The 25,295-nt window shown below is 63.7% G+C and carries 26 protein-coding genes; 12 read left to right on the top strand and 14 right to left on the bottom strand.

The genetic code is table 11. The annotated features are described in order from the left end of the window. Positions 1 to 45: 45 nt before the first annotated feature. Positions 46 to 1,359 carry a NupC/NupG family nucleoside CNT transporter gene (locus tag ACFOKF_RS05470; protein ID WP_380793819.1) on the bottom strand — a complete coding sequence of 438 codons (1,314 nt, stop codon included), beginning with the start codon at positions 1,357 to 1,359 and terminating at the stop codon, positions 46 to 48. A 199-nt stretch (positions 1,360 to 1,558) separates the two neighbouring features. Between ACFOKF_RS05470 and ACFOKF_RS05465 the strand changes: the two genes are divergently transcribed. The 4 genes from ACFOKF_RS05465 to ACFOKF_RS05450 are packed head-to-tail and all read left to right on the top strand — an operon-like array spanning position 1,559 to position 4,589. Beyond that, positions 1,559 to 2,470, top strand: coding sequence for a dioxygenase family protein (locus tag ACFOKF_RS05465; RefSeq protein ID WP_380793817.1), 912 nt, complete (start codon positions 1,559 to 1,561; stop codon positions 2,468 to 2,470). Between the two features lie 33 nt (positions 2,471 to 2,503). After that, positions 2,504 to 3,271, top strand: coding sequence for a response regulator (locus tag ACFOKF_RS05460; protein ID WP_380793815.1), 768 nt, complete (start codon positions 2,504 to 2,506; stop codon positions 3,269 to 3,271). Then, complete coding sequence (locus ACFOKF_RS05455) at positions 3,268 to 4,107, top strand: HAMP domain-containing protein (RefSeq protein WP_380793813.1); 840 nt, start codon at positions 3,268 to 3,270, stop codon at positions 4,105 to 4,107. Before ACFOKF_RS05460 ends, ACFOKF_RS05455 begins: the two co-directional genes overlap by 4 nt. After that, complete coding sequence (locus ACFOKF_RS05450) at positions 4,092 to 4,589, top strand: sensor histidine kinase (protein WP_380797673.1); 498 nt, start codon at positions 4,092 to 4,094, stop codon at positions 4,587 to 4,589. The genes ACFOKF_RS05455 and ACFOKF_RS05450 overlap by 16 nt, the downstream gene beginning before the upstream one ends. A gap of 105 nt (positions 4,590 to 4,694) precedes the next feature. On the opposite strand, the gene ACFOKF_RS05445 is transcribed toward ACFOKF_RS05450, so the two are convergent. The 7 genes from ACFOKF_RS05445 to typA form a co-directional block, all read right to left on the bottom strand. Further along, positions 4,695 to 5,168, bottom strand: coding sequence for an ArsR family transcriptional regulator (locus ACFOKF_RS05445; RefSeq protein ID WP_380793811.1), 474 nt, complete (start codon positions 5,166 to 5,168; stop codon positions 4,695 to 4,697). Beyond that, positions 5,146 to 5,565, bottom strand: a complete 420-nt coding sequence (locus tag ACFOKF_RS05440) for a hypothetical protein (protein WP_380793809.1) — start codon at positions 5,563 to 5,565, stop codon at positions 5,146 to 5,148. The genes ACFOKF_RS05445 and ACFOKF_RS05440 overlap by 23 nt, the downstream gene beginning before the upstream one ends. A 60-nt stretch (positions 5,566 to 5,625) precedes the next feature. Continuing rightward, positions 5,626 to 5,970, bottom strand: a complete 345-nt coding sequence (locus tag ACFOKF_RS05435; RefSeq protein ID WP_380793807.1) for a hypothetical protein — start codon at positions 5,968 to 5,970, stop codon at positions 5,626 to 5,628. A gap of 66 nt (positions 5,971 to 6,036) precedes the next feature. Then, positions 6,037 to 6,528 (bottom strand): LuxR C-terminal-related transcriptional regulator, encoded by a 492-nt coding sequence (locus ACFOKF_RS05430; protein WP_380793806.1) that lies wholly within the window; start codon positions 6,526 to 6,528, stop codon positions 6,037 to 6,039. Positions 6,529 to 6,746: 218 nt separating this feature from the next. Beyond that, positions 6,747 to 8,084, bottom strand: coding sequence for an LLM class flavin-dependent oxidoreductase (locus ACFOKF_RS05425; RefSeq protein ID WP_380793804.1), 1,338 nt, complete (start codon positions 8,082 to 8,084; stop codon positions 6,747 to 6,749). Positions 8,085 to 8,191: 107 nt separating this feature from the next. Further along, positions 8,192 to 8,362, bottom strand: coding sequence for a hypothetical protein (locus ACFOKF_RS05420; RefSeq protein WP_380793802.1), 171 nt, complete (start codon positions 8,360 to 8,362; stop codon positions 8,192 to 8,194). 110 nt (positions 8,363 to 8,472) lie between these two features. Beyond that, positions 8,473 to 10,287, bottom strand: coding sequence for a translational GTPase TypA (typA, locus tag ACFOKF_RS05415; RefSeq protein WP_380793800.1), 1,815 nt, complete (start codon positions 10,285 to 10,287; stop codon positions 8,473 to 8,475). Between the two features lie 173 nt (positions 10,288 to 10,460). Between typA and ACFOKF_RS05410 the strand changes: the two genes are divergently transcribed. Next, positions 10,461 to 11,693 (top strand): aminotransferase class V-fold PLP-dependent enzyme, encoded by a 1,233-nt coding sequence (locus ACFOKF_RS05410; RefSeq protein WP_380793799.1) that lies wholly within the window; start codon positions 10,461 to 10,463, stop codon positions 11,691 to 11,693. Positions 11,694 to 11,940: 247 nt separating this feature from the next. Beyond that, the gene (locus ACFOKF_RS05405) at positions 11,941 to 13,491 is read left to right on the top strand and encodes a S10 family peptidase (protein ID WP_380793797.1); all 1,551 of its coding nucleotides are present in this window, start codon (positions 11,941 to 11,943) and stop codon (positions 13,489 to 13,491) included. 91 nt (positions 13,492 to 13,582) lie between these two features. Here ACFOKF_RS05405 and ACFOKF_RS05400 read toward each other — a convergent pair whose 3' ends face one another. Continuing rightward, a complete protein-coding gene (locus tag ACFOKF_RS05400) occupies positions 13,583 to 15,274 on the bottom strand; it encodes a cation acetate symporter (protein ID WP_380793796.1) in 1,692 nt (563 codons plus the stop codon). Continuing rightward, positions 15,271 to 15,591, bottom strand: coding sequence for a DUF485 domain-containing protein (locus ACFOKF_RS05395; protein ID WP_380793794.1), 321 nt, complete (start codon positions 15,589 to 15,591; stop codon positions 15,271 to 15,273). The genes ACFOKF_RS05400 and ACFOKF_RS05395 overlap by 4 nt, the downstream gene beginning before the upstream one ends. 154 nt (positions 15,592 to 15,745) lie before the next feature. Here ACFOKF_RS05395 and ACFOKF_RS05390 point away from each other — a divergent pair, with 154 nt between their 5' ends. From ACFOKF_RS05390 to ACFOKF_RS05380, 3 genes are all read left to right on the top strand, one after another. Further along, positions 15,746 to 16,957 (top strand): toxic anion resistance protein, encoded by a 1,212-nt coding sequence (locus tag ACFOKF_RS05390; protein WP_380793792.1) that lies wholly within the window; start codon positions 15,746 to 15,748, stop codon positions 16,955 to 16,957. Positions 16,958 to 17,063: 106 nt separating this feature from the next. Then, a complete protein-coding gene (locus ACFOKF_RS05385) occupies positions 17,064 to 17,774 on the top strand; it encodes a hypothetical protein (protein WP_380793790.1) in 711 nt (236 codons plus the stop codon). Positions 17,775 to 17,792: 18 nt separating this feature from the next. Next, a complete protein-coding gene (locus ACFOKF_RS05380; protein ID WP_380793788.1) occupies positions 17,793 to 17,945 on the top strand; it encodes a hypothetical protein in 153 nt (50 codons plus the stop codon). 29 nt (positions 17,946 to 17,974) lie between these two features. Here the strand turns inward: ACFOKF_RS05380 and ACFOKF_RS05375 are convergent, their stop codons facing one another. Next, the gene (locus tag ACFOKF_RS05375) at positions 17,975 to 18,238 is read right to left on the bottom strand and encodes a hypothetical protein (protein WP_380793787.1); all 264 of its coding nucleotides are present in this window, start codon (positions 18,236 to 18,238) and stop codon (positions 17,975 to 17,977) included. A 115-nt stretch (positions 18,239 to 18,353) separates the two neighbouring features. On the opposite strand from ACFOKF_RS05375, the gene ACFOKF_RS05370 reads away from it, so the two are divergent. Continuing rightward, positions 18,354 to 19,283 carry an ROK family protein gene (locus ACFOKF_RS05370; RefSeq protein WP_380797671.1) on the top strand — a complete coding sequence of 310 codons (930 nt, stop codon included), beginning with the start codon at positions 18,354 to 18,356 and terminating at the stop codon, positions 19,281 to 19,283. Between the two features lie 213 nt (positions 19,284 to 19,496). Here ACFOKF_RS05370 and ACFOKF_RS05365 read toward each other — a convergent pair whose 3' ends face one another. Both ACFOKF_RS05365 and ACFOKF_RS05360 read right to left on the bottom strand, forming a co-directional pair. Next, complete coding sequence (locus ACFOKF_RS05365) at positions 19,497 to 20,354, bottom strand: SMP-30/gluconolactonase/LRE family protein (protein WP_380793785.1); 858 nt, start codon at positions 20,352 to 20,354, stop codon at positions 19,497 to 19,499. Next, positions 20,354 to 21,499: an aldose epimerase family protein gene (locus ACFOKF_RS05360; protein ID WP_380793783.1), complete on the bottom strand. Its 1,146-nt coding sequence runs from the start codon at positions 21,497 to 21,499 to the stop codon at positions 20,354 to 20,356. The genes ACFOKF_RS05365 and ACFOKF_RS05360 overlap by 1 nt, the downstream gene beginning before the upstream one ends. 121 nt (positions 21,500 to 21,620) lie before the next feature. Here ACFOKF_RS05360 and ACFOKF_RS05355 point away from each other — a divergent pair, with 121 nt between their 5' ends. Beyond that, on the top strand, positions 21,621 to 22,928 hold the full coding sequence (locus ACFOKF_RS05355) for a sugar MFS transporter (protein WP_380793781.1): 1,308 nt from the start codon (positions 21,621 to 21,623) through the stop codon (positions 22,926 to 22,928). Between the two features lie 399 nt (positions 22,929 to 23,327). On the opposite strand, the gene ACFOKF_RS05350 is transcribed toward ACFOKF_RS05355, so the two are convergent. Further along, positions 23,328 to 24,092: a FadR/GntR family transcriptional regulator gene (locus ACFOKF_RS05350; RefSeq protein ID WP_380793779.1), complete on the bottom strand. Its 765-nt coding sequence runs from the start codon at positions 24,090 to 24,092 to the stop codon at positions 23,328 to 23,330. A 205-nt stretch (positions 24,093 to 24,297) separates the two neighbouring features. Here ACFOKF_RS05350 and araD1 point away from each other — a divergent pair, with 205 nt between their 5' ends. Next, on the top strand, positions 24,298 to 25,290 hold the full coding sequence (araD1, locus tag ACFOKF_RS05345) for an AraD1 family protein (RefSeq protein ID WP_380793777.1): 993 nt from the start codon (positions 24,298 to 24,300) through the stop codon (positions 25,288 to 25,290). The last annotated feature ends 5 nt before the right edge of the window (positions 25,291 to 25,295 follow it).

Here is a 25,295-nt window from a genome sequence, read left to right as displayed (position 1 = left end):
ATCGACAGCGGTAGAGTCCTTGTCAAACCCACGTCCTGATTTGGATCAAAGGCTTAGCATTAGTCCCGCCAGCGCCGCGCTCATCAGGTTAGCCAGGCTGCCGGCAACCAGCGCCTTCAGCCCCAGCTTGGCGATCATCGGCCGCTGATTGGGGGCCAGATTGCCCGTCACCGCCATCTGGATCGCGATCGAGCTGAAATTGGCGAAGCCGCACAACGCAAAGGTGATGATGGCGATGGTCGCAGGCGACAGCGCGCCCTGCACCTGCCCCAGATTGATGTAAGCGACAAATTCGTTGAGTACGACCTTGGTGCCGAACAGGCCCCCGGCTATCTGCGCTTCGTTCCAGGGGATGTTGAGCAGATACATGACCGGCGAGAAGACATAGCCGAGCAGCATCTGGAAGCTGAGGTCGGGATAGCCGAAGAAGGCACCGATGCCGCCCAATATGCCGTTCGCCAGCGCGACCAGCGCGACGAAGGCCAGCACCATGGCGCCGACTGCGACAGCGAGTTTGACACCTGTTTGCGCGCCTTGGGCCGCGGCCATGATAATGTTGGCCGGCTTTTCTTCATCATGGGTGGCGACCGGCATCGGTTCGCCTGGCGTGGTTTCCGCGTTCAGCGCCTGCGACACCGCCGCGCTGCGCCGCGTTTCGGGCAGGTGGATGTCGTCTTCCAACGGCAATTCGGGTTCACGCACTGGTTCGTCCGGCATCATGATCTTGGCCATCAGCAGGCCGCCGGGCGCGGACATGAAGCTGGCGGCGAGCAGATAATCGATCTTGATGCCCATGGAGGCATAGGCAGCCAGGATGGTGCCGGCGACGCCCGCCATGCCGCTGGTCATCACCGCGAACAGCTGCGGCCCGTTCAGCCCCGCCAGATAGGGACGGATGACGAGTGGGCTTTCGCTCTGCCCCACGAAGATGTTCGCCGCGGCACACAGGCTTTCCACCTTGGACACGCCCGTCACCTTCTCGATCGCGCCACCGACCCAGCGGACGATGAACTGCATGATGCCCAGATAATAGAGAATGGACACCAGGCTGGCGAAGAAGATGATCACCGGCAGCGCGGCGATGGCGAAGCTCGCCCCGCCAATTTCCGGCTTGGCCAGCGGGCCGAAGATGAAATTGGTGCCCGCCTGCGCATAGCCCAGCAGATTGGCGACACCATGGGACATGCCGCCGATGATGGCGCGCCCCGCCGGCACGTAGAGGACCAGCATCGCAATCCCCGCCTGCAACAGGAAGGCCGCGCCCACCACGCGGGGCCGGATGGCGCGACGATCGGACGACAGGGCGAAGGCGATGGCAAGGATCAGGAGAATGCCGGCAAGGCCGATGAGAAGATGCATGAAGCGCTTTCGCGGGAAATGACAAACCGCGCAACTATATGAGCCTGTCACGCCCATGGCCAGCCGCTTCGCGCACCCGTGCGCCCAACAGCCTGAACCCGTGCTACAAAGCTGCTACATTGGGCAATCGCCGGGACATGTCCGCCGCCTAATCCGCATGATCGAGGGTCCGACGATATGCAGGAAGAGGCCAAACGGGATGACACAGGGTAGCGATACTGGCGATCATGCGCACGACCACGGGTTGATGCACGATCTGGAACGGATGCGCGCACTGGCGCGCGAGAATATCGGCCGCCGGCGGACGTTGCGGCTGCTGTTTTCAGCAAGCGGCGCAGCGTTGCTGGGTGCATGCGGCGGCGGCTCCGGCTCGTCCGACACCTCGACAGCGACACCCACGCCGACGCCGACCCCGACGCCTACCCCCACTCCAACCCCTACGCCAACTCCGACCGGCACATGCGTCGCCGATCCGGAGGAAACCAACGGCCCCTATCCGGCGGACGGGTCCAACAGCCGCAGCGGCAGCGTGGTCAATGTGCTGGATGACAGCGGCGTCGTGCGCAGCGACATCCGATCGAGCTTCGGATCGTCGACCACGACCGCCAGCGGCCTCTACACCACGTTGACGATCACATTGGTCAACACCAATGGCAGCTGCGCCGCGCTGGAAGGCTATGCCATCTATATCTGGCATTGCGACATCAACGGCAAGTATTCGCTCTATGACTATCCGGCGGAAAATTTCCTGCGCGGCGTGGGTGTTACCGACGCCAATGGGCAGGTGACGTTCACGACCATCTTCCCCGGCTGCTATGACGGACGCTATCCGCATATTCATTTCGAGGTTTATCCAAGCCTGGCGCGGGCCACGACTTACGCCAACCGGGTGCTCTGTTCGCAATTCGCCATGCCGGCGGCGGCCTGCAACACCGTCTACGCCACCAGCGCCTACAGCAGCAGCAAGACCAATTTCTCGGGCGAGAGCATCAGCAGCGACAATGTGTTCGGCGACAATACGACTGCGCAGCAGACAGCCATGACCATCAGTATGACGGGCGACACCACCAACGGCTATACCGGCACGGTGACGGTCGGCGTCGCGATCTGAAGCAGGGCGATCGGAATAGAGGGACGCGCGCGGATGACTTTGCAGGAAGCGTTTTCAGCCGATATGCTGCCGCCGATGGACGGTTCACGCATATTGGTGGTCGATGATGACGCGGACATCCGCGCGCTCCTTTCCGACTTTCTGGAACAGCATGGCTTTGCCGTGACGACGGCGGCGGACGGCGCGGCGATGGACCGCACGCTGACAACGCAGGATTTCGACATTGCCGTGCTGGACGTGATGATGCCGGGCGAGGATGGCCTGTCGATCCTGCGCCGGCTGGCCGCGCGCGGCGGATTGCCGGTGATCATGCTGTCGGCCATCGGCAGCGACATTGACCGCATCGTCGGGCTGGAAATGGGCGCGGAGGATTATCTGCCCAAGCCCTGCAATCCACGCGAATTGCTGGCGCGCATCCGCACCGTGTTGCGCCGTCATCGCCGGCAGGAGCGGGAGGCGCTTGAACCCAATGGCCGCAAACTGCGCTTTGCCGGCTGGCAGATCGACATGGGCGCGCGGCTGCTGACCGATCCCGACAATGTCGTGGTGACGCTGACCGACGGCGAGTTTCGCCTGCTGCGCGCCTTTATCGAACATCCGCGCCGGGTGCTCAACCGCGACCAGTTGCTCGATTATTCGGCCGGCAATGACAGCGAAAGCTATGACCGGGCGATCGACGTGCAGGTGAGCCGCCTGCGCCGCAAGCTGGAGCGCGGCGCAAAAGGGGAAGGCGGCGACGAACTGGTCCGCACCATCCGCAACGAAGGCTATATGTTCACCGCCGAGGTCCGCCCGGCGTGAACGCCCGCCTTGATCGGTTCAATCCGTCGATCCTGACGCGCATCGTCGCGCTGCTGGCGGCCACCTTGCTGCTGGCGTTGGGGGCGATGATGCTGGTCGCCTTTCGCGGCCCTCCTCCCCATGCCCGGCCGATGATGCTGGGCGAAGCCGCGGCCGTAATGCAGGGCGGCGCAACCCCGACGGGCAGCTGGACGATCACCCGCTATCGATCCGATCCGCCCCCCCTGATCGAACAGGGGCAAAGAGACGATCGCCGCGCCGCCGCGCAGATTGCCCGCCTGCTGGGCGCGCCGTCCGCCGACATTCGCCTGTTTAAAGAAGCGCCGCCGGCACGAATGCCCGACGCAGAAATGAAGCTGTTCCCACAGCCCGGCCCAGACCGGATGATGCTGCACGGCGCCTTCCTGCTGGCGCGGCGCACCGATGCGGGGTGGCAGGTGGTGCAGGCGCGGCAGGGCGCCAACAGCAGCTGGTATGCGATCACCCTGTCGCTGATGGCCGGCATCTTCATCCTGCTGCTGCTGCCAGCCTATTGGGTGGCGCGGCGCATCACCCAGCCCATTCGCCTGCTGGCCGAAGGGGCCGCCACGGAGCGCCCCGAACGTGCCGATCCGCTTCCTTTGAAGGGACCGCCCGAAGTGCGCGCCGTGGGCGCCGCCTATAACCAGATGCGCATGCGGATCGCCGATTATCTGAGCGAACGCACGGCGATGCTGGTGGCGATCGCGCATGATCTGCGCACGCCGATGACCCGCCTATCCTTCCGCCTGGAGCAATTGCCCGACGGCCCCGGGCCAAGGCGCAGGCCGATGTGGCGGAAATGCGGGCGATGGTGACGACCCTGCTCGATTTCATGCGCGAAGGGACCGACAATGCGCCGCGCGTGCGGATCGACCTGTCCGCCATCGTCGAGACGCTGGCCGACGATCTGGCCGATATGGGGCAGGATGTGGCGGTGATGCAGAGCGAACGCGCCGTCGTGCTGGGCGATGCCGTGGCGCTGCGGCGTTGCGCCGGCAATCTGGTGGAAAATGCGGTGCGCTATGCCGGATCGGCGCGGATCGGCATTGCCGTCGATGGCCGGCATGTCATGGTGACGGTGGAGGATGACGGACCGGGCGTGCCGGATGCGACGATCGACCGGCTGTGCGAACCCTTTTATCGCGGGGAAGCCTCACGCAATCGGGAAACAGGCGGTGTGGGGCTGGGCCTGTCGATCGCGCGAACCATCGCCGACGGCCATGGCGGCAGCCTCTCCTTCGGCAACCGGCCCAAGGGCGGATTGCGCGCGACCCTTACTCTGCCGCTCGATCGCTGATCCTAGAGCGTAATCCGTTCATACTGAATCGGATCACGCTCTATTTTTCTTTTGTTTTCCGCATTTTCCGAGCCAGCAGATGGTGCCATCTGCTCCGAAAATGCTCTAGTCATCGCCCGAAAAGGCGATGGACGACCAGGACGCCATCGCGTCCACCGCCAGAGGCGACAGACGCAGGGCGCTTCGGCGGCGGCTGTTGGGGGATGTGCGATGCTCCTGGATCAGTCCCCGTCGCTCCATCACCCCCACCTGCCCGACGACGATATTGAGCGACAAGCGCAGCTTCTCGCTCAACTGCTCCAGCGTCAGCGCCTTGCCTTCCAGTTCACCCTGATAGAGGGCCAGCAATATGTCCCAGGCGGGATCGGAAAAAAGATTCTGCCCGAACAGCATCGCCCGGACCCGACGCGCTTCGGCATAGCGATTGATCGCGGCCATCTGTTCCGCGCCTTCGCCGTCCAATATCGCCGGCTCTTCCTTGCGGGCGTGGAAATTGATGAGGCAGCGTTGCAGGGCGACCACCAGATCGACCGCCTCCTGATTGGGGGCGCTCCGATCAGGCGGGATATGCGCGGTCATGCGTCGCCTTCCGGTCGAGTTCGATGCCAATGATCGCGAACAGCATCAGCGGGATGACCCAGACCGTGCTCAGCCCCGCATAGATCATGTCCGAAAAATGGGGCAACATCAGCGTGACGACATGGGTCAGCACCGTCATCAGTTGGCAGGCGGCCGTCCAGATCGGCCAGTAGCGCCGGCTGTTCAGCATCAGCCAGACCAGACCGCAAAAGGCGCCAAGGTCGACGATCAACAGCCAGAATTGCGTCGCGTGCCACGACCCGGCCAGTTGCGCCGGGATGGTGAGCAGCGCCGCCGCCACAGAGATAAGAACCAGTAACCGTCCTTCACGTCCGCCAAAGCAGACGGCGAAGGCGCAGGTCATGATCATCAACAGCCAGAAGAAAGCCGCCAGCATCTGCATTTCCGATTGAGAGGGGGGCCAAAGGTCATGCGGATGCCGACGGCTTCCACCCGGTCAGGCGACCAGGGTCAGGTGACGCGCGGTTTCGCGTTGTTCCAGTTCCAGCCCGATGGGGCAACCAAAGGCCGTCACTTCATGCTGGCTGCGTTCGATGCAGCGGGTGAGCAGCGCGGTGGCGCGCACCATGTCGCTGCGGCCTTCGATGATCTTGGTCGCGCTGTCGTGAATCTGCTTGAGGATACGCTGGCTTTCGCTGGCGGTCAGGCCCGACCCCTGCGACGCGGTGAGGAAGGCGGTGGTCAGCTGCGCGGCGTCGACCAGCGCATTGTCGAGCGCGGCAAAAGCCTGGCGGGTCTGGTCGGCGACGGCCTGGGTCTTTACGGGATCGAGATTGAGCACAAGTCTTCTCCTTCGCACGCGCCCCACCGGGACGGTGCGTCTTTCAGCATGGCGATTTGGGCAGGATCAACCCAGGACCCTGAAGGCCCCACTGATGAGCAGCAGCAATGTGACGACACCAGCGCCGGTCAGAACGGCGGCGCGGATCATCGCCAATATGCGGCCATCAATGCTCAGTTCGTTGGTCGATCCCCCTAGCGGCGGGCCGAAGGCCAGGATGCGGCGCAGGAGCGTCTTTGGCTCCTTCTGCTCATTCGGCCTGTCCGGCTGAACAAGGGATGACGCAGGTTCGGGATCGGAGGCAAGCGGCTCCGGTTGATATATCAAAGGCTGATATGTGTCGATTTGGGGCGGGCGTTGCTCGACCGAAACGAACAGGCGCGCCGCTTCCTTGCGATTGGGCACGCCGAACTTGCGCAGGCTGGTGCGGACGCGCTGGTCGACCGTATGCTCCGACACATGGAGCTGGCGCGCGATTTCCTTGGAATTGAAGCCCTGCGCCACCAGGCGCAGGCACTGCTTTTCCCCCTCGCTCAAGGCCGGAAGGGTATCCGCCACGTCCGTCATTCCTCCTGAACAGATTCCTGCCGGTCAACGCACGACCAGCGACCCGGAACCCAGCCCACCCACTCACATATGTCGACACAAGGTTGCGATTCGGTTCGCCTATAGCCCTTAAGTGACATGATGGGATGCGGATGCGCAATGAAGATGGCGTTAAGCAAAAAAGGCCGGCGCCTCACGGCACCGGCCTTCGTTGCGGACGGACGCGGCAATCAGGCGGCGTTCTTCGCCTCCCTCGCGGCGGTGTAGCGATTGTCGGGCGCCGGCAGCCCCAGATGCTCGCGGAAGGTGGCGCCTTCATAGTCCGTGCGGAACAGGCCCCGCGCCTGAAGGATGGGGATCACCTTGTCGACAAATTGGTCCAACTGCCCCGGCAAAGGCTCGAATATCACGAAGCCGTCGGCCGCGCCGCTTTCGAACCATGCCTGCAACCGATCCGCCACGGTTTGCGGCGACCCGACAAAGGCGCCGCGCGGGGTGGCCAGCCTTTCGGCGATCTGGCGCAGGGTCAGATTTTCCGCCCGCACCTCGGCCAATATGCGCAGCGTGCCGCTCTGCTGACTGTTGAGGCCGATATGTTCGACATCCGGGAAGGGCGCGTCGAGGTCATATTGGCGGAAATCATGGTCATTGAAGGTCCGCGACAGATAGCCAAGACCGGTGTCGATCGATTCCAGCGCAGCCAGTTCGCGATAGCGCGCCTCCGCCTCTTCATCCGTATCGCCGATGATCGGGGCGATGCCGGGCAAGATGAACAGCCTGTCCGCATCCCGGCCAAAGCCCTTCGCCCGCGCCTTCACATCGGCATAATAGGCCTGCCCCTCCTCCTGCGTGGGCGCGTGGGTGAAGATCACCTCGGCCCGGCGCGCGGCGAAGCTGCGGCCGTCGTCCGAAGCGCCCGCCTGGAAGATGACAGGCTGGCCCTGCGGCGTGCGCTTGATGTTGAGCGGCCCGCGCACCTGAAAATGCTCGCCCTTATGGTCCAGGCGATGGAGCTTGTCGGGGTCGACGAACTGCCCCGTCTCCTTGTCGGCGACATGGGCGCCCTCTTCCCAGCTGTCCCACAGCCCCTGCACCACATCCAGATATTCGGCCGCAATACGATAGCGCACGGCATGGGCGGGATGTTCGGTCTTGCTGAAATTGGCGGCGGTATCGCCCAGCCAGCTGGTGACGACATTCCAGCCGGCGCGCCCACCACTCAAATGATCGAGCGAGGCGAACTGACGCGCGACGTTGAAGGGTTCGGAATAGCTGACGGTCAGCGTCGCAACCAGACCGATGCGCGACGTGGTCGCCGCCAGCGCCGAAAGGATGGTGATCGGCTCGAACCGGTTGAGATAATGGGGGCTGGATTTCTCGTTTATCGACAGGCTGTCGGCCACGAACAGGAAATCGAACTTGCCGCGCTCCGCCGTCGCGGCCTGCCGCTGATATTGCGCCAGGCTGGTGCTGGCGCTGCCATCGCGATCGGGATGGCGCCAGTCGTTCCAGGTCCGCCCGACGCCATGCAGGATGAAGCCGAGTTTGATATGCCGCTGCTCTGTCATGATCCTTGCCTTTCGATCCGATTATGGATCGAAAGCTAGGCGCATCGCCCCGCCCGCCTCCAATGCGTTATGCTCGACCCGTTATGAGTTGAGCAAAAGCGCCGGCATCAGGATTTGGCTTTCGCGCCTTCCTGCTTCGCCTTGTGCGCGGCCAGCAGCGCATCGATTTCCACGATCCGCAGCCGCTGCGGCGTATCCTTGGGCAGCCCCTTCAACCGGCATTCGGCCCAGAGCGAGCGGCGTTCGGCGGTCAGCGCCTTGAGATAAAGATCGGCCATGATGATCTCACTTCTTTCTAACGGAAAAGGGCCGGTGCCTCGCGACACCGGCCCTTTCGAAACTGGTCTACCCTAAAATCAGGCGGCCTATAAGAGGCCACCCTGAAACATCAGGCGGCCTTCGAACGGCTCATGCGCTTGCGCTCGTTCGGGTCCAGATAGCGCTTGCGCAGACGGATGGTCTTGGGCGTCACTTCGACCATTTCATCATCATCAATGTAAGCGATCGCCTGTTCCAGCGTCATCTTCTTCGGCGGGGTCAGGCGGACGGCGTCGTCCTTGCCGCTGGCGCGGAAGTTGGTCAGCGCCTTCGACTTCATCGGGTTGACTTCAAGGTCTTCGGGCTTGGCGTTCTCGCCGATCACCATGCCTTCATAGAGGGCCTCGCCCACGCCGACGAACAGGATGCCGCGATCTTCCAGCGGACCCAGCGCATAGGCATTGGCTTCACCAGCGCCGTTCGAGATCAGAACGCCGTTCTTGCGGCCTTCGATCTTGCCCTTGTGGGGGCCGTATTTCTCGAACAGGCGGTTCATGATGCCGGTGCCGCGCGTGTCGGACAGGAATTCGCCATGATAGCCGATCAGGCCGCGCGAGGGCGCGGAGAAGGTGATGCGGGTCTTGCCGCCGCCCGAGGGACGCATGTCGGTCATTTCGGCCTTGCGGATGTTCATCTTGTCGACGACCGTGCCCGAAAATTCATCGTCCACGTCGATGACAACGGTTTCATAAGGCTCGGTCTTGCCATTTTCGTCTTCGCCGAACAGCACGCGCGGACGCGAGATGCCGAGTTCGAAGCCTTCGCGGCGCATGGTTTCGATGAGGACGCCGAGCTGCAATTCGCCACGGCCGGCGACTTCGAAGCTGTCCTTGTCGTCCGATTCCGTCACCTTGATGGCGACGTTGGATTCGGCTTCGCGGGCCAGACGATCGCGGATCATGCGGCTCGTCACCTTGCTGCCTTCACGGCCCGCCATCGGCGAATCGTTCACGGCGAAGCGCATCGACAGGGTCGGCGGATCGATCGGCTGCGCCTTGATCGGCGCGCTGACCTGCGGGTCGGCGATGGTGTTGGCCACGGTCGCGACGGTCAGACCGGCGAGCGAGATGATGTCGCCAGCCTTGGCTTCGTCCACGGGCACGCGGTCCAGACCCTGGAACGACATGATCTTCGACGCGCGGCCGGTTTCGATCACATTGCCTTCAGCGTCCAGCGCGTGGATCGGCTGGTTCACCTTGACCGTGCCGGACTGGACGCGGCCGGTCAGGATGCGGCCCAGGAAGTTGTCGCGGTCGAGCAGCGTGACGAGGAAGCTGAACGGCGCATCCTGGTCCAGCGACGGCGGCGGGACATGGTCGACGATCTTCTGGAACAGCGGCTCCAGCGTGCCCGAACGCAGCGAAGCGTCGTCATTGGCATAGCCGTTGCGGCCCGAAGCGTAGAGAACGGGGAAGTCGAGCTGTTCGTCGGTGGCGTCCAGCGTCACGAACAGGTCGAACACTTCGTCCAGCACTTCCTGGATGCGCTCGTCGGGACGGTCGACCTTGTTGACGACGACGATAGGCTTCAAACCGAGAGCAAGAGCCTTGCCGGTCACGAACTTGGTCTGCGGCATCGCGCCTTCCGACGAATCGACCAGCAGGATCACGCCATCGACCATCGAGAGGATGCGCTCCACTTCACCGCCAAAGTCGGCGTGGCCGGGCGTGTCGACGATGTTGATGCGCGTGCCGTTCCATTCGACCGAGGTGGGCTTCGCCAGAATGGTGATGCCGCGTTCCTTTTCCAGGTCGTTCGAGTCCATGGCGCGTTCTTCGACGCGCTGGTTTTCACGGAACGTGCCGGACTGGCGGAAAAGCTGGTCGACGAGGGTAGTCTTGCCATGGTCGACGTGCGCGATGATGGCGATATTACGCAGGGACATGAATCTGCCTTTGGGATCGGGTTCTCCCGGCCGGCACCACGCCTGTCCAGGACTATCGGGCGCGCCCCTACAGGAAATGACGCGATGCGGCAAGGGCGGCGGTTGGCGCGGCAGGCATATGGTGGATCGCCCGGCCCGATCCGTCCATCCTCTTGCCCGAAAAGGAGACATGCATGACCGACAGTCCGCTGATCAGCCGCCGCACCCTGATGCAGGCCGCCGCCATCGCTGCCCCCATGGCGTTGACGCCCGGCATGCTGAGCGCGGCGGGCAAGCCTGCGCTGCGCGACGCGATGCTGCTCGACCCGGCGATCCGCTATTTCAACGCCGCCAATATCGCGCCGACCTTCCGCAGCGTGGCGGCAGTACATGAAAGCGAAACCCGCGCCTTCCAGATGGACCCGTCGGTCGAACGGCGCGCGCTTTATCCCAAGGCGGCCGACGCCCTGCGCGCCCGAATCGCCAAAAGGCTGAACGTCACGGCGCAGGAAATCGCTCTGGTCCGCAATTCGAGCGAAGCCAACACCGTCGCCGTGCGCGGACTGGCGCTGAAGGCCGGCGACCGCATCATCCTGACCGACCATAATCATCCGTCCACCTGGGATAGCTGGAAATTGCGGGCGGAGCGCGAGGGGCTGGACCTGCATGTCGTACCCGTGCCCGTCGACGCCAAATCGTCGCAGGACCTGTTCGACAGCATCGCCGCCGCCGTGACGCCGAATACGAAGGCGATCTTCCTCTCTCACATGAGCAATATCACCGGCATCATCTATCCGGTGGCCGAAATCGCGAAGCTGGCGAAGGCGAAGAATATCTGGCTGCATGTCGACGGCGCGCAGACCTTCGGCTGGATGCAACTGGACCTCGCCGCGCTGGGCGTGGACAGCTATTCGGGCAGCACGCATAAATGGCTGATGGGACCGCTGGAAGGCGGCATGCTCTATGTGAAGCAGGAACGGCAGGCCGAACTCCAGCCGATCATGATGAGCCATGGCTATTGGCTGACCGACCCGGCAAACCTGAACACCGCCCAGAAATATGAGATTTCGGGCCAGCGCGACGATCCCAAGCTGATGGCGGTCGCCGCGACGCTGGACGTGCTGGACGGCGTGGGCGACGCGGCGATGGATCAGGCCGTGCGCCAGCGCGCCGCCTCCATGCGGCAGGCAATCGCGGACGTTTCCGGCACCCGCCTCTTCGGCAGCGGCGCGGCGGCGATCACCGGCCCGGTCATCACCGTCGCCTTCCCCGGCAAGGACGTGACCGCCCTGCGCGCGAACCTATGGCAGGCGAAGATCGCCACCGCCGCATCGAAACTGGAAGGCGGCGCCATCCGCTTCTCCCCGCATATCTATAATAGCGACGATGATGTGGCTGCGGTGATCGAGGGGTTGCGGCGGGGCTGAAGGCCTATTGCGGTTTTTGCCCGTGCTGTGCTCCTGCGAAAGCAGGAGCCTAGGGCGGCGGAGCACTTCATTGCCCTGGGTTCCTGCCTGCGCAGGAACACGGCTTCGCTGCATCCGGGCCGTAAACACCCACCAGAATTGCCCCTGCTTTACAAAAGCACAATTGCCCCTTGCCCCACGGCTCACCCCTTCTATGGTGCGCGCCGTCGCCAATAATATACCATATCCCTGCAAGGAGCCTTCCCAAATGCGGTTGCCCGCCACCCTCGCTTTCGCCTCCCTTCTCGCCCTCGCCGCCCCGGCCCTCGCGCAGAAGGAGGCGCCCGATACCGCCAAGCAACATGCAGACAAGATCGCCGGAGAGGTCGCGGCCAACTGGGCCAGCGCGCCGGTCGAGGAAGTGACGCAAAGCAGCAAGGGCACCGCCCATGTCGATGGCAAGGCGATCCCCTACACCCAGACCGCCGGCACGCTCACCATCCGCGACGCGCAGGGCAAGCCGGTCGCCAGCATGTTCTACACCGCCTATACGGCGCAAGGTAAAAGCCGCCCCGTCACCTTCTTCTATAATGGCGGCCCCGGCTCCTCGTCATTGTGGCTGCGCATGGGCAGTTTCGCGCCCGAACATGTCCGCACCACCAATCCCGAAGCGGTCAGGCCCGCCCCCTTCGATGTCGGCCCCAATAATGACAGCCTGATTGGCAGCACCGACATGGTGTTCCTCGACACGATCGGGTCGGGCTATTCGCGCATCCTGGGCGACGCCAAGCCGTCCGACTTCTACAGCGTCGATGGCGATGTGGACGCCTTTGCCAAAGCTATCATCCGCTACACGACGAAGAATGGCCGTTGGGCGTCGCCCAAATATATTTTCGGCGAAAGCTATGGCACGACCCGGTCGGGCGCGCTCGCCTATCAGCTGGAGGATCGCGGGCTGGCGCTGAACGGCGTGGTGCTGCTGTCGTCGATCATGAATTACGGCATCCGCCAGTCGGGTTTCGATGCGATCCATGTCGGCTATCTGCCCAGCTACGCCGCGACCGCCTGGTATCATAACCGCGTGCCCGGCGGCCGTCCTGCCAGCCTGGAAGCCTTTGTCGAGGAAGCCCGCGTCTTCGCCAATGGTCCCTATGCCACGGCGCTGCTGAAGGGATCGGACCTCAGCGCGGAAGAGACGGATCAGATCGCCCAGCAATTGAGCCGCTTCACCGGCCTGTCGGTCGATTATCTCAAGCGCGCCAATCTGCGCGTCAGCCTGTCCCGCTTCCGCAAGGAATTGCTGCGCGACGGGCATGAGACGATTGGCCGCTTCGACAGCCGCTACAAGGGCATTGATGCCGACGCAGCGGGCGAGGAACCGGAATTTGACCCGTCCAGCACCGGCATCACCGGCCTCTATGTCGGCAGCTTCCTCGACCAGTTGACCAACAAGATCGGTTATAAGACCGACCTCGACTATCGCCTGAGCGCGCGCGAGGGCGGCGACTTCAAATGGGACTGGAGCCATTCGCCCCCCGAAGGCGGCAAGCAGAATGTCGCGGATGTGACCGCCGACCTTAGCGCCGCGATGCGCACCAATCCGCATATGCGCGTGCTGTCCCTGAACGGCTGGTATGACATGGCCACACCCTTCTTCTCGACCGAGCGGGATTTGAAGCACATGATGCTGGAGCCGCAGCTGCGCCAGAACCTCCAGTTCAAATATTATCCGGCGGGCCACATGGTCTATCTGAACCCGGAAGCGCTGCATCAGATGCGGCTGGATATGGAGCGCTATTACGCGGAAGGCGCACGCTGATATAAAAAGGGCGGTGGTGACACCGCCCTTTTTGCCTTTTGCTTTCCGCATTTTACGAGCCGTCATCTGTTCCAGATGACTTCAAAATGCTTCAGTGATCGCTGGCCGCAAAGGCCCCGATGCCGGTTTCCGCCCGCACCCGCTGCGCCGGATAGCCCGCTTTATCCACAGCCGCGCGCGGGGAGCGATCCAGCCGCGAGATCAGCCAGATGGCGATGAAACCGGCGGGAACAGAGAAGATCGCCGCCGAACTATAGGGGAAGGGCGCCGCGCCAAGCCCGAAAGTGGTGGTCCACACCGCCGGCGACAGCAATGTCAGCACGAAGGCCGTCAGCAGCCCGATCGTCCCGCCCCAGGCCGCGCCGCGCGTGGTGCAGCCACTCCACAGCAGCGACAGGATCAGCACTGGGAAATTGCCCGACGCGGCCAGCGCGAAGGCCAGACTGACCATGAAGGCGACATTCTGCTTTTCGAACACCAGCCCCAGCAGCACCGCCAGCGCACCCAGCGCCAGCGTCGTCAGCCGCGACACGCGCAGTTCGTCGGCGGAACTAGCCTGCCCCCGTTTGAACACGGTCGCATAAAGATCATGGCTGACCGCCGACGCGGCCGACAGCGTCAGCCCCGCCACGACCGCCAGGATGGTTGCGAATGCCACGGCCGAAATGAAGCCGAGAAACGCATTGCCGCCGATCGCATGGGCGAGGTGGATCGCCGCCATATTGCCGCCGCCGCGCAAGGCACCCTGCCCGTCCAGATAGCCCGCATCCGTCCCCACCAGCACGATCGCGCCGAAGCCGATGATGAAGGTCAGGATGTAGAAATAGCCGATCCAGCCGGTTGCCCAGAGGACGGACTTGCGCGCCTCCTTCGCGTCCGGGACGGTGAAGAAGCGCATCAATATATGCGGCAGGCCCGCAGTGCCGAGCATCAGCGCCAGGCCGAAGGAGATGGCCGATACCGGGTCTTTGATGAAATTGCCCGGCGCCATGATGGAATGGCCCCGTTCCGCCGCCTCGATCGCGTTCGCGCCATCTGCCAGCGCGGCCTGCGTCTTCACTTCGACCGCGCGGGCAAAGAGCGTCTCCAGCGAAAAGCCGAATTGCGCCAGCACCATCAGCGCCATGAAGCTGGCTCCGCCGAGCAGCAGCACCGCCTTGATGATCTGCACCCATGTCGTCGCGCGCATGCCGCCGAACAGCACGTAAAGCATCATCAGCCCGCCGACGATCACCACCGCCAGCGCATAGGGCAGGCCGAAGAGCAATTTGATAAGCTGCCCCGCCCCCACCATCTGCGCGATCAGGTAGAAGCTGACGACCAGCAGCGTACTGACCGCCGCGAAGCTGCGCACCGGCGGCTGGGCGAAACGGTAGGAGGCGACGTCGGCGAAGGTGAAACGGCCGAGATTGCGCAGCCGCTCTGCCATCAGGAACAGCAGGATCGGCCAGCCCACCAGAAAGCCGGTGGAGTAGATCAGGCCGTCATAGCCATCGTTGAAAATCTGCGCCGATATGCCGAGGAAAGAGGCGGCGGACATATAGTCGCCCGCCATGGCGAGGCCATTCTGGAACCCGCTGATCCCGCCGCCCGCCGTGTAGAAATCCGACGCGGTGCGGGTGCGCGCGGCCGCCGCCTTGGTGATCCACAGCGTCAGCCCGACGAACGCCACGAACATGGCGATCGCCACCCAGTTGGTCGGCTGTCGCTGCGCCTCCCCCTCCAGCGCGGCGGCGAAGGCAGGCGCGGGCAACAGAGCGATCAGCCCGATCAGCGCCCTCATGCGCCATGATCCTTCAGGATTTGCGCCATCTGCGCATCATGATGGCGGTTGGCATGGGCGACATAGAGGCCGGTCAGCGCAATCGCGAGCAGGATCAGACCAAGCCCGATCGGGATGCCGATCGACGTCACCCCCGCCCCGATCGGCGCGCCCAGCAAAGCCTTGTCGAACGCGATCAGCAGCAGATAGGCGACGAACGCGCCAAAGATGATCGCCGACAGCCACCAGCCCAGCCGCGCGCGCCGCGCCACCAGCGCCTGATAGCGCGGATCGGCCGCCACCGCCGCGACCAGCGCATCCTCATCCGTCCGGGCCATCCGCTCTCCTTTGCCTGTTGCGCCATGCTAACCGGGCGCGGAGCGATTGCAATGGCGCGGGCGGAGGCTTTATAGCGGCAGGACAGACTTGCAGCCCGACTGTTCTATATACATATGACAGTGAAGGGCCGACATTTGGCTTCTGGGAGATGACATGGCTTCGACCGCGCCGACCGCTACCGCTGACACGCTGAACCTCACGCCGCCCGATCCGGTGCCCGTAGTCGCGCCCGAAAAGGCGGCCGGCCTCGTCCCCATCGACACGGAAAAGCGCTCCAAGCTGGATGAGAAGGTCGACGCCTTCGTCGCCGATCTGGTCGCGCAGGACGCCAATTCGCCCGAATTCGGGCAGCGGGTCGACCAGTTGACCAATATGGGCCGCAAGGAAATTGCCGAGGCCGCCGGTCACTCCAACCGCTTCCTCGATCGCCCCGTCCGCGCAATGGACAGCGACACGAAGGTCGGCGCCGACCTCGCTGAGTTGCGCCGCACGGTAGAGGATCTCGATCCCGGCAAGCGCGGCAACCTGTTGGCGCCCAAGAAGCTGTTCGGCATCATCCCCTTCGGCAACAGGATGCGCGACTATTTCGACGGCTATAAAAGCGCGCAGGGCCATATCAATTCGATCCTGGGATCGCTGGCCAGCGGCAAGGATGTGCTGATCAAGGATAATGCCGCGATCGACGTGGAACGCCAGAATATGTGGCAGACCATGGGTCGTCTGGAACAGATGATCCATATCAGCAAGACGATGGACGCGCGCCTTGAGGACAAGGCGCTGGAACTGGATTCGACCGATCCGGCCAAGGCCAAGGCGATCCGTGAAAGCGCGCTCTTCTACATTCGTCAGCGCACGCAGGATTTGCTGACGCAGATGGCGGTGACGGTGCAGGGCTATCTGGCGCTGGATCTGGTGAAGAAGAATAATGTCGAACTGGTAAAGGGCGTGGACCGCGCCAGCACCACCACCGTCGCGGCGCTGCGAACGGCGGTGACGGTGGCGCAGGCGCTGGCCGGGCAACGGCTGGTGCTGGAACAGATCAGCGCGCTCAACACGACGACCGCGAACATGATCGACCGCACCGGCGAATTGCTGAAAAGCCAGACCGCGCAGATCCACGAACAGGCCGCGTCCAGCACCATCCCGGTCGAAACGCTCCAGCGCGCTTTCCAGAATATCTACGACACGATGGACAGCATCGACACGTTCAAGATGAAGGCGCTGGAAAATATGAAGACGACGGTGAACACGCTGTCGGGCGAAGTCGAAAAGTCGAAGGGCTATATCGCCCGCGCCGAAGGACAGGCGCAGGCCGCCAAGGAAGTGCGCGCGGACAATCCCCTGCTGAGCGCGATCGAGGGGTGATTATGGCCTTCGCATTCCCCTTCCCGTTCCGTTCGGACCTGTCGAGAACTGTTGCGCGAGGGTTCTCGACAGGCTCGAACCGAACGGATGTGGGAGTGTCCGCGCGATGAGCCGCTCCGACCGCGTATTGGCCGATGCCGAAGCGGTGCTGCGCCGCCACAGCGATCGCGGACGCAGCCTGTCCACGCGCGCGCGGCAGCGGCGCAATGCGGGCCTCATGCGCAAGGTCAAATATGCCTTCTGGGCGGTGCTGGCGATCCTGCTGGGCAGCGCGGTGGCGGGTTTCATCCTGCCGCTGGGCGTGACCGGGGTCATGATCGTGCTGGGCGTCATCATCGCCGCCCTGCTGCTGATTGCATTCATCCCCGGCGAAAGCCCGGTGCGCACCGAGGCACTGGCCCAGACCGATATTGCCGCCCTGCCGCTCAAGACCGAAATCTGGCTGGAAAATCAGCGCAAGGCGCTGCCCGCCCCGGCCATCACGCTGGTCGACAGCATCGGCGTGCGACTCGAAACGCTGGCGCCACAGCTGGAGCGCCTTGGCGAGCAGGAACCCGCCGCGCAGGAAATTCGTCGTCTGCTGTCAGATCATCTGCCCGAACTGGTGACGGGCTATCAATCCATCCCCGAACCGCTGCGGCGCGAGGAACGCAATGGCCGCGTGCCGGAAAAGCAGCTGGTAGAGGGGCTGAACGTGATCGATGCCGAAATCGCCCGCATGACCGAGACTCTGGCGAGCGGCGATCTCGACAAGCTGGCGACGCAGAACCGCTTTCTGGAACTGAAATATCAGGAAGCCAAGGAACTTGGCCAGTAACGGCGTCTTGTTCCAGATATGATCCACCTGACCCTGATCATCGTCGATTTTCTGACCGGCCTGCTGGCGGCCGGTGCCTGGGCGCTGGCGTCAGCGGGGGGAGCAATCGCGGCGGTCGTGGGCGGCGGCTTTCTGGGCGTGTCGCTCGTCCGGCGCTTACGCCGGAAATAAAGCACCAACGCCCTACCCCCGCAAGCGCCCTATCCCCGCAAACGTCGGTGATTCTGGCGCACCACTTTGCGATAATGCGCTACGGATGCGCCCAGGACGCTGGGGGCCGTCGTCCCCAACGTCCCGGTCATCAATTTCCATTGCAGGCTGGCGGCCGCCTCCACCTTTTCGCTGACCATGCGCTGGGCTTCGCGCATGGCGGCCGGATCGCCGGTCATCAGCCTGGGCAGGCGCATGCCGATGACGGAACAGGACTCCAGTCCGAGGCTCCAGCAATCAAAGGCGAGGCTCATTGGGTCGGTTTTGCGCATCTGGGTACAAGTCTGGCGCATCCCGGACGTTCCCGCAACCATCTTGTCGGCCAAGATGCTGGCGTCGCGATCACCGCCTGCCTATGACGGAAAGACCATGCCCGATCCCGCTGACACCATCACCCCACCGCTGCTGGCCGGCGTCGAACTGGGCGGCACCAAGGTCGTCGTTCTGCGCGCACAGGGGCGGAAGATCGTCGATCGGGTCATGATTGCGACCACCGGCCCCGATGAAACGCTGGGTCATGTCGCCACGCAATTGCGCCGCTGGCAGACAGATACCCCTTTCGCAGCGCTCGGCATCGCTTCCTTCGGGCCTTTGCGACTGGACCGGGCCGCCGCCGATTTCGGCCATATGCTGCCCACGCCAAAACCCGGATGGACCGGCGCGGACATTTATGACACGATCGCCGGCGCATTGCCCTGCCCCGCGATGATCGACACCGACGTCAATGGCGCGGCGCTGGCGGAATGGCGCTGGGGCGCGGGGCAGGAAGGCGACAGGCCATCCGACTGCCTATGCTATCTGACGATCGGCACGGGCCTTGGCGGCGGCTTTGCCCTGAATGGCGCAGCCATCCATGGGGCGATGCACCCCGAACTAGGCCACATCCTGATCCGCCGAGCGACAGGCGACGATTTTGCCGGGGCCTGCCCCTTCCATGGCGACTGTATCGAAGGTTTAGTGAGTGGCCCCGCGCTGGCCCGGCGGTTCGGCGTGTCGGGCGACCGGATCGACCCGCGCGATCCTCGCTGGGACCATGTCGCCCATGATATTGCCCAGCTTGTCGGCATAGTCCTGCTGACCACGGCCGCGCGGCAGGTGCTGATCGGCGGTGGGGTCGGCATGGGCCGCGCCGACCTGCTGGATCTGGTGCGGGCAAAGCTGGTGGCGCAACTGAGCGGCTATCTGCCATTCGTCACGCCTCAAAGCGTCGGGCAGATCGTCCGCACGCCCGCATTGGGTGAACAGGCCGGTCCGCTGGGCGCGGTAGCACTGGCGCTCGATGCGTTGGCAAGGGGATGATGTAGGGAAAAAATGTCCCGGACGACCATGACGCGTGCAGTTCGCCAGTGGGCCGTCCGGGATCGCAGCGTCGCCTTACTTGGAGAGATATGACAACGCTGTCCTGGCCGAATAAGAGATTCACGCCATCAGTGCAACTGCTTTGTTGTCGACGGCAAAAAGAAAGGGCGCAGCCTTGCGGCCGCGCCCTTTTCAGGTCGAATATCCGATGGATCAACCAGCGTAGAGATGGGTCGGCAGGCCCCGCACGCCGCAATCGACCTCGAAGAAGCCGCCATCATAAGGCGTCGGATCATCCAGCCCCACGGTAGCCGAGCTGACGAACATGCGGTCCAGCTCCGCCCCGGCGAAGCTGATGTTCGTCACCTGCCGCGCGGGCATGGCGATGGCGCGGTCCAGCTTCCCCTCGGGCGTGAAGCGGCTGATCCGGCTGCCGCCCCAATGGGCAACCCAGATATACCCTTCCGCGTCGACAGTCATGCCGTCGGGATAGCCATCCTCCTCGCCAAACTGGATGAATGGCTCCCGTTCGGTCGCGCCCGTTTCGGTGCGGCGGAAGCGGTACATCTGCTTCTTGGCGGTATCGCTATGGTAAAGCCACTGGCCGCAGGGCGAGAAACAGGGGCCGTTGGGCACGCGATAGTCGCTGTCCACAACGGTCCAGCTGCGATCCGGCGCCAGACGATAGAGCGCGCCGCGATCATGCGCCTCGCTCATGTCCATCGTGCCGCACCAGATATGCCCCTGCGCGTCCACTTTGCCGTCATTCATCCGGCTGTCGGGGAAATGCGGTTCCGGGTCGCCAAAGGGCGTGATTGTCAGCGGATCGAGGCTGATCTCGGCAAAGCCGCTCTGGAAGCCGCCGATGAACCCGCCGGCCATGCGTTCCGCCAGCCAGCCCAGCGGCTCCGGCATGGCGAAGCGCTCGATCGCGCCGCTATCCAGCGACAGCCGGTTGAGCGCCGGAGCCAGAATATCGACCCAATAGACTGCGTCGCCGCGCGCCGACCAGAGCGTCCCTTCGCCCAGCGTATCCGCGACATCCCGCTCGATCAGACGCCACTCCGCCATCAGCGCGCCACCGACAGGCGATAGATCATCTCATGGTGATAGGGTTTGCCGGGATCGACACGGGCCGACAGGAAGCTTGGCTGATTGGGCGAATCCGGGAATTTCTGCGGCTCCAGCGCAATGCCGTCGCCCATGCGATACACATGGCTGCCCTTGCCGATGAAGGTGCCGTCCAGGAAATTGCCGGTATAAAATTGCACGCCCGGTTCGGTCGTCAGCACTTCCAGCACGCGGCCCGACACCGGATCTTCCAGCCGCGCGGCCAGTTCCGGCGCCTTCGTCAGCCCCTTGTCGAGCGCGAAATTATGGTCGTAGCCACGCCCCGCGATGATCTGCGGATCGCGCCCGTCGCGCAGCCCGTCGGCGATGCGGCGGGGCGACCGGAAATCGAACACGCCGCCTTCGACCGGCTTCAGTTCACCGGTGGGGATCAGGTTGGCGTCGACCGGCGTATAGGCCTTGGCCGGGATCGTCAGCAAATGGCCCATCGCGCCATCGGGCGATCCTTCACCGCCCAGATCGAAGATCGCATGGTTGGTCATGTTGACGATGGTCGGCTTGTCGGTCTTCGCGTCGAAAGCGATGCCCAGGTTGCCGCTTTCATCCAGCGTATAGGTGACGGTGACGTCCAGCTTGCCGGGATAGCCCGACTCGCCGTCCGGGCTGGTCAGGCCCAGCACGACGCTGGCCTTGGGACCGCTCTTCAGGGACACGACCTTCCACACCTGCTTGTCAAAGCCTTTGCCGCCGCCATGCAGCGAATTGACCTTGTCGTTGAGGGGCAGCTGATAGCTTTTGCCATCCAGGCTGAACTTGCCGCCCGCAATGCGGTTGGCGTAGCGGCCCACGGTCACGCCGAAGAAGTTGGGATGGTCTACATAGTCCTTCAGGTCGTCATAGCCCAGCAGCACGTCGGCGCTCTTGCCGTCCTTGCCGGGGCCGACCAGCGACTGGAGCGTCGCGCCATAGGTCAGGATCTTTGCCGACACGCCTGCGCCGTTGCTGAGCGTGATGGTTTCGATCGCCGCGCCATTGGCGGTGCCGGCGGGCGCGCGCGTGGCTTCCGCCGCCAGCGCCGTTCCGCTTGCGAGGGTGAAGGCCAATGCGTATGACAACGCTGTTTTCATATATGCAACCTTTCGCATGGACATCCTCCCATGCCGCCCCCATTGACGGGCGGTGTAGGCGGATATACTCCGACAAATTCTGCGGACGCAACCCTTGTTCGGGACGTCCGCTGCTGGAACTGCACTTGGAGAAGGATGAATGGCAGGACCGATCTCGTCTGGCGCTGCGACGCACGCAACGCATAACCCCGGCACGCGCTACGGCCCTGCGCTCGCGTTGCTCGCCAGCCTCTTCTTCATGTGGGGCTTCATCACCGTCATCAACAATACGCTGCTGCCCCACCTGCGCAGCGTGTTCGACCTCAGCTACACCCAGACGACCCTGATCGAATCGGTCTGGTTCATCGCCTATTTCTTCGCGTCGATCCCGTCGGCCAAGTTGATCGAACGGGTCGGCTATCAGAAATCGATGGTGATCGGCCTGCTCATCATGGCGGCGGGTGCGCTGGGCATGACGGTCGCGGCGTCGATCCCCTCCTATGGCGTGACGCTGGTCATGCTGTTCGTGATCGCCAGCGGCATCACCCTGCTTCAGGTTGCCGCCAACCCCTATGTCGCCGTCGTCGGCAAGCCGGAAACCGCCTCCTCGCGCCTAAATCTGGTGCAGGCGATGAACTCGGCGGGCACCATGCTGGCCCCGATGTTCGGCGCCTATCTGATCCTCGGCCGGTCAAAGGGCGGCACAGCGCAGGGTGAAGTCGTCCTGAGCCAGGCCGAACGTCTGGCCGACGCCCAGTCGGTCGTCTTGCCCTATGTCATCGTCGCGGTCGTTCTGGCGGTGCTGGCCATCGTCATCGCCCGCTTCCCGCTGCCCGCCATGGGCAACGCGACCCAGCGCCACAACAAGGAAGAGCGCAAGAAGCATTCGCTCTGGAAGCACCGCAATCTGGTGTTCGGCATCCCGGCGATCTTCATCTATCTGATCGCGGAAATCGGCGTCGCCAACCTGTTCATCAACTTCGTCAGCCAGCCTACCATCGCCAATCTGACGCATGAACAGGCCGGCAATTACCTGACCCTGCTCTGGGGCGGCATGATGGTCGGTCGCTTCGCCGGCTCGGCGATCATGCAGAAGTTCGATGCAGGCCATGTCCTCGCCGCCTTCTCGATCGGTGCCTTCATCGTGATGATGGTCACGGTCTTCACCACCGGCCCGGTCGCCATGTGGTCGCTGATCCTGGTCGGCCTGTTCCACTCGATCATGTTCCCGACCATCTTCACCCTGGGCATCAAGGGCCTCGGCCCGCTGACCGAAGAAGGTTCGGGCCTGCTGATCATGGCGATCGCCGGTGGCGCGCTGGTGGTGGTGCAAGGCTGGCTGGCGGACCATTATGGCCTTCAGACCAGCTTCCTGCTGACCGCCGCCTGTGAACTCTATGTCCTCTTCTACGCCCTGTGGGGATCGAAGACGACCCACGCCCTGCCCGATCAGCAGATCGCGGCATAAGACCCAGAGGGCGTAGCCCAAGACAGAAGAGGGCCGGAGCGGACATGCCGCTCCGGCCCTTTTTGCTTTGCTGCGCTCCGGCCTGACCGCCTTCACCTACGGCGACAGGGATGCGCCATCTCGCATAGCGGCCCGATGGCGGATGTGGGTGAAAACACGACATGCCGGTTCTAGCCCAACCGTGTTTTTGCGAAGGCAGGAACCCAGGGCGATGAAGCGTCAGGCTCCCCTAGCCTCCTGCTTCCGCAGGAGCACATCATCGCCGCATATGTTCACTTTTGGCCGTTTTGCACCGAAGGCGCATAACATATTTACACCGAGACGCGGAGCAGATGCGTGCCCCTCCACACCTCCACCTGAACAATATGCGCCACGCCAGCCAGAAACCGTTTCGGTCCGTCATCCCCCCATCGCGCTGGCTGTATCCTCCAGCGCCAGATCGACCAGCACGCCCATCGCCTCGGCCGCCGCCGCCGGATCGCCGGCCGCGATCGCATCATAGACGCGGACATGGTCGGGAATCGGATTGCGCGGCAGGGCGCGGGCGCGCTGCTTATATTGCGTCGTCCAGTTGACCGCCGCGCCGATGCTGGCGGTCAGGGTCAACAAGGCGTCATTGCGGGTCGCGTTCAATATCGCATTATGGAAATCGCGGTCCGCCGCCCGCCCCGCCTCGGTCGCCAGCGTGTGACGGCGCATTGCGGCGAGCGCGTCCTTCATCAGTTTCAGATCATCCTTGTCGCGCCGCTGCGCCGCCAGCCGCGCGGCCGCTGGCTCCACGATGGCGCGCAGTTCGAACAGGTCGCGCACGAACTGCACGTCCGGCTCCCCGGCGAAGGCCCAGGCCAGCACTTCGGGGTCCAGCAGGTTCCAGCGATTGCGCGGCAGCACGCGCGTCCCCGCCTTGGGCCGGCTTTCCACCAGCCCCTTGGCCGTCAGCACCTGTATCGCCTCGCGATAGGCGCTGCGCGACACTTCCAGTTCCTCGGCAAAGGCCACTTCGCCCGACAACGTATCGCCCGGCTGATATTGCCCCGACAAGATCGCCATGCCCAACTTGTGTGCAATCGCGCCGTGCAACCGCCGGCCCGGTCCCCGGACTGCCTTGGCGCTGCCTTCCTTGTCCGCCTCACCATCTTGCAAAGACGGATTTTCCTTCACCATCACCGCTCCTATCGCCTCACCCCTGAAAGGCATGCCCTTCGCTACAATAGAAGCATTGCCATTACCACCATCCTGTAATATGTCGGAGTAATTAGAAGATTCACCGTCGCCGCGCCGCTCCACCCGGAATGGCTCTCTTGGCGCGCGGAGAAGCGGCTTTTGATGTGTACGACGCCCGGCCGGGCGTGCGGGAGGAGAGATTTTCATGACATTGCGCCTGTTGCAGCATCGTTCGGACTCTGGCGAACGGGCCGTCATCGCCGCGCAGGGCGATGCCGCCCATTTCGTGCCGGGCTACACCACCATCCGCGCTCTGGCGCTGCACGCGATCGCGCAGAAGATCAGCCTGTCCGCTGCCGTAGACGCCGCGGGCAAGGGCGATGCCGTCGACATCGCCGCCGAATTTGAGGCGAACCGGCTGCTCGCGCCGATCGACCATGAAGATGGTGCCCATGTGCAGCTCACCGGCACCGGCCTGACCCACCTGGGTTCCGCCGAGGGCCGCGACAAGATGCATCGCGAAGCCGCCGCCGCTGAAAAGCAGACCGATTCGATGCGCATGTTCCTGGAAGGTCTGGAAGGCGGCAAGCCCGCCGCTGGCGAAACCGGCCAGCAGCCCGAATGGTTCTACAAGGGCGACGGGTCGCAGCTGGTCGGCCCGACCGATCCGCTCACCATGCCCGCCTTCGCCAAAGATGGCGGCGAGGAACCGGAACTGGCCGGCATCTATCTGATCGGCGAAGACGGCACCCCCTATCGCCTCGGCCTCGCGCTCGCCAACGAGTTCAGCGACCATGTGACCGAGCGCCACAATTATCTCTGGCTCGCCCATTCGAAGCTGCGTCAGGCGTCGCTTGGCCCGGAACTGCTGGTCGGCACCCCGCCCGAGCATATCGAAGGCGCCAGCCGCATCCTGCGCGACGGCGAAGTGATCTGGGAAAAGCCCTTCCTGTCGGGCGAAGGCAATATGTCGCACAGCTTCGCCAATCTGGAACATCATCATTTCAAATATGATCTGTTCCGCCGCTCCGGCGACGTGCATGTCCACTTCTTCGGCACCGCCACCTTGTCGTTCAGCGACGGCATTCAAACGCAGGAAGGCGACGTGTTCGAAATCATCGCTGCGCCCTTCACTCTGCCGGTGCGCAATCCCCTGAAGCGCGCTGACGCCGTTCAGGTTGCCGTCAAGCAGCTCTGATCCAG

Origin of the sequence: Sphingobium rhizovicinum (assembly GCF_042647625.1) — a bacterium.
GTDB lineage: Bacteria > Pseudomonadota > Alphaproteobacteria > Sphingomonadales > Sphingomonadaceae > Sphingobium > Sphingobium rhizovicinum.
The sequence above is the reverse complement of the archived record's forward strand: the minus strand, read 5'-3'. Positions and strand labels throughout refer to the sequence as shown.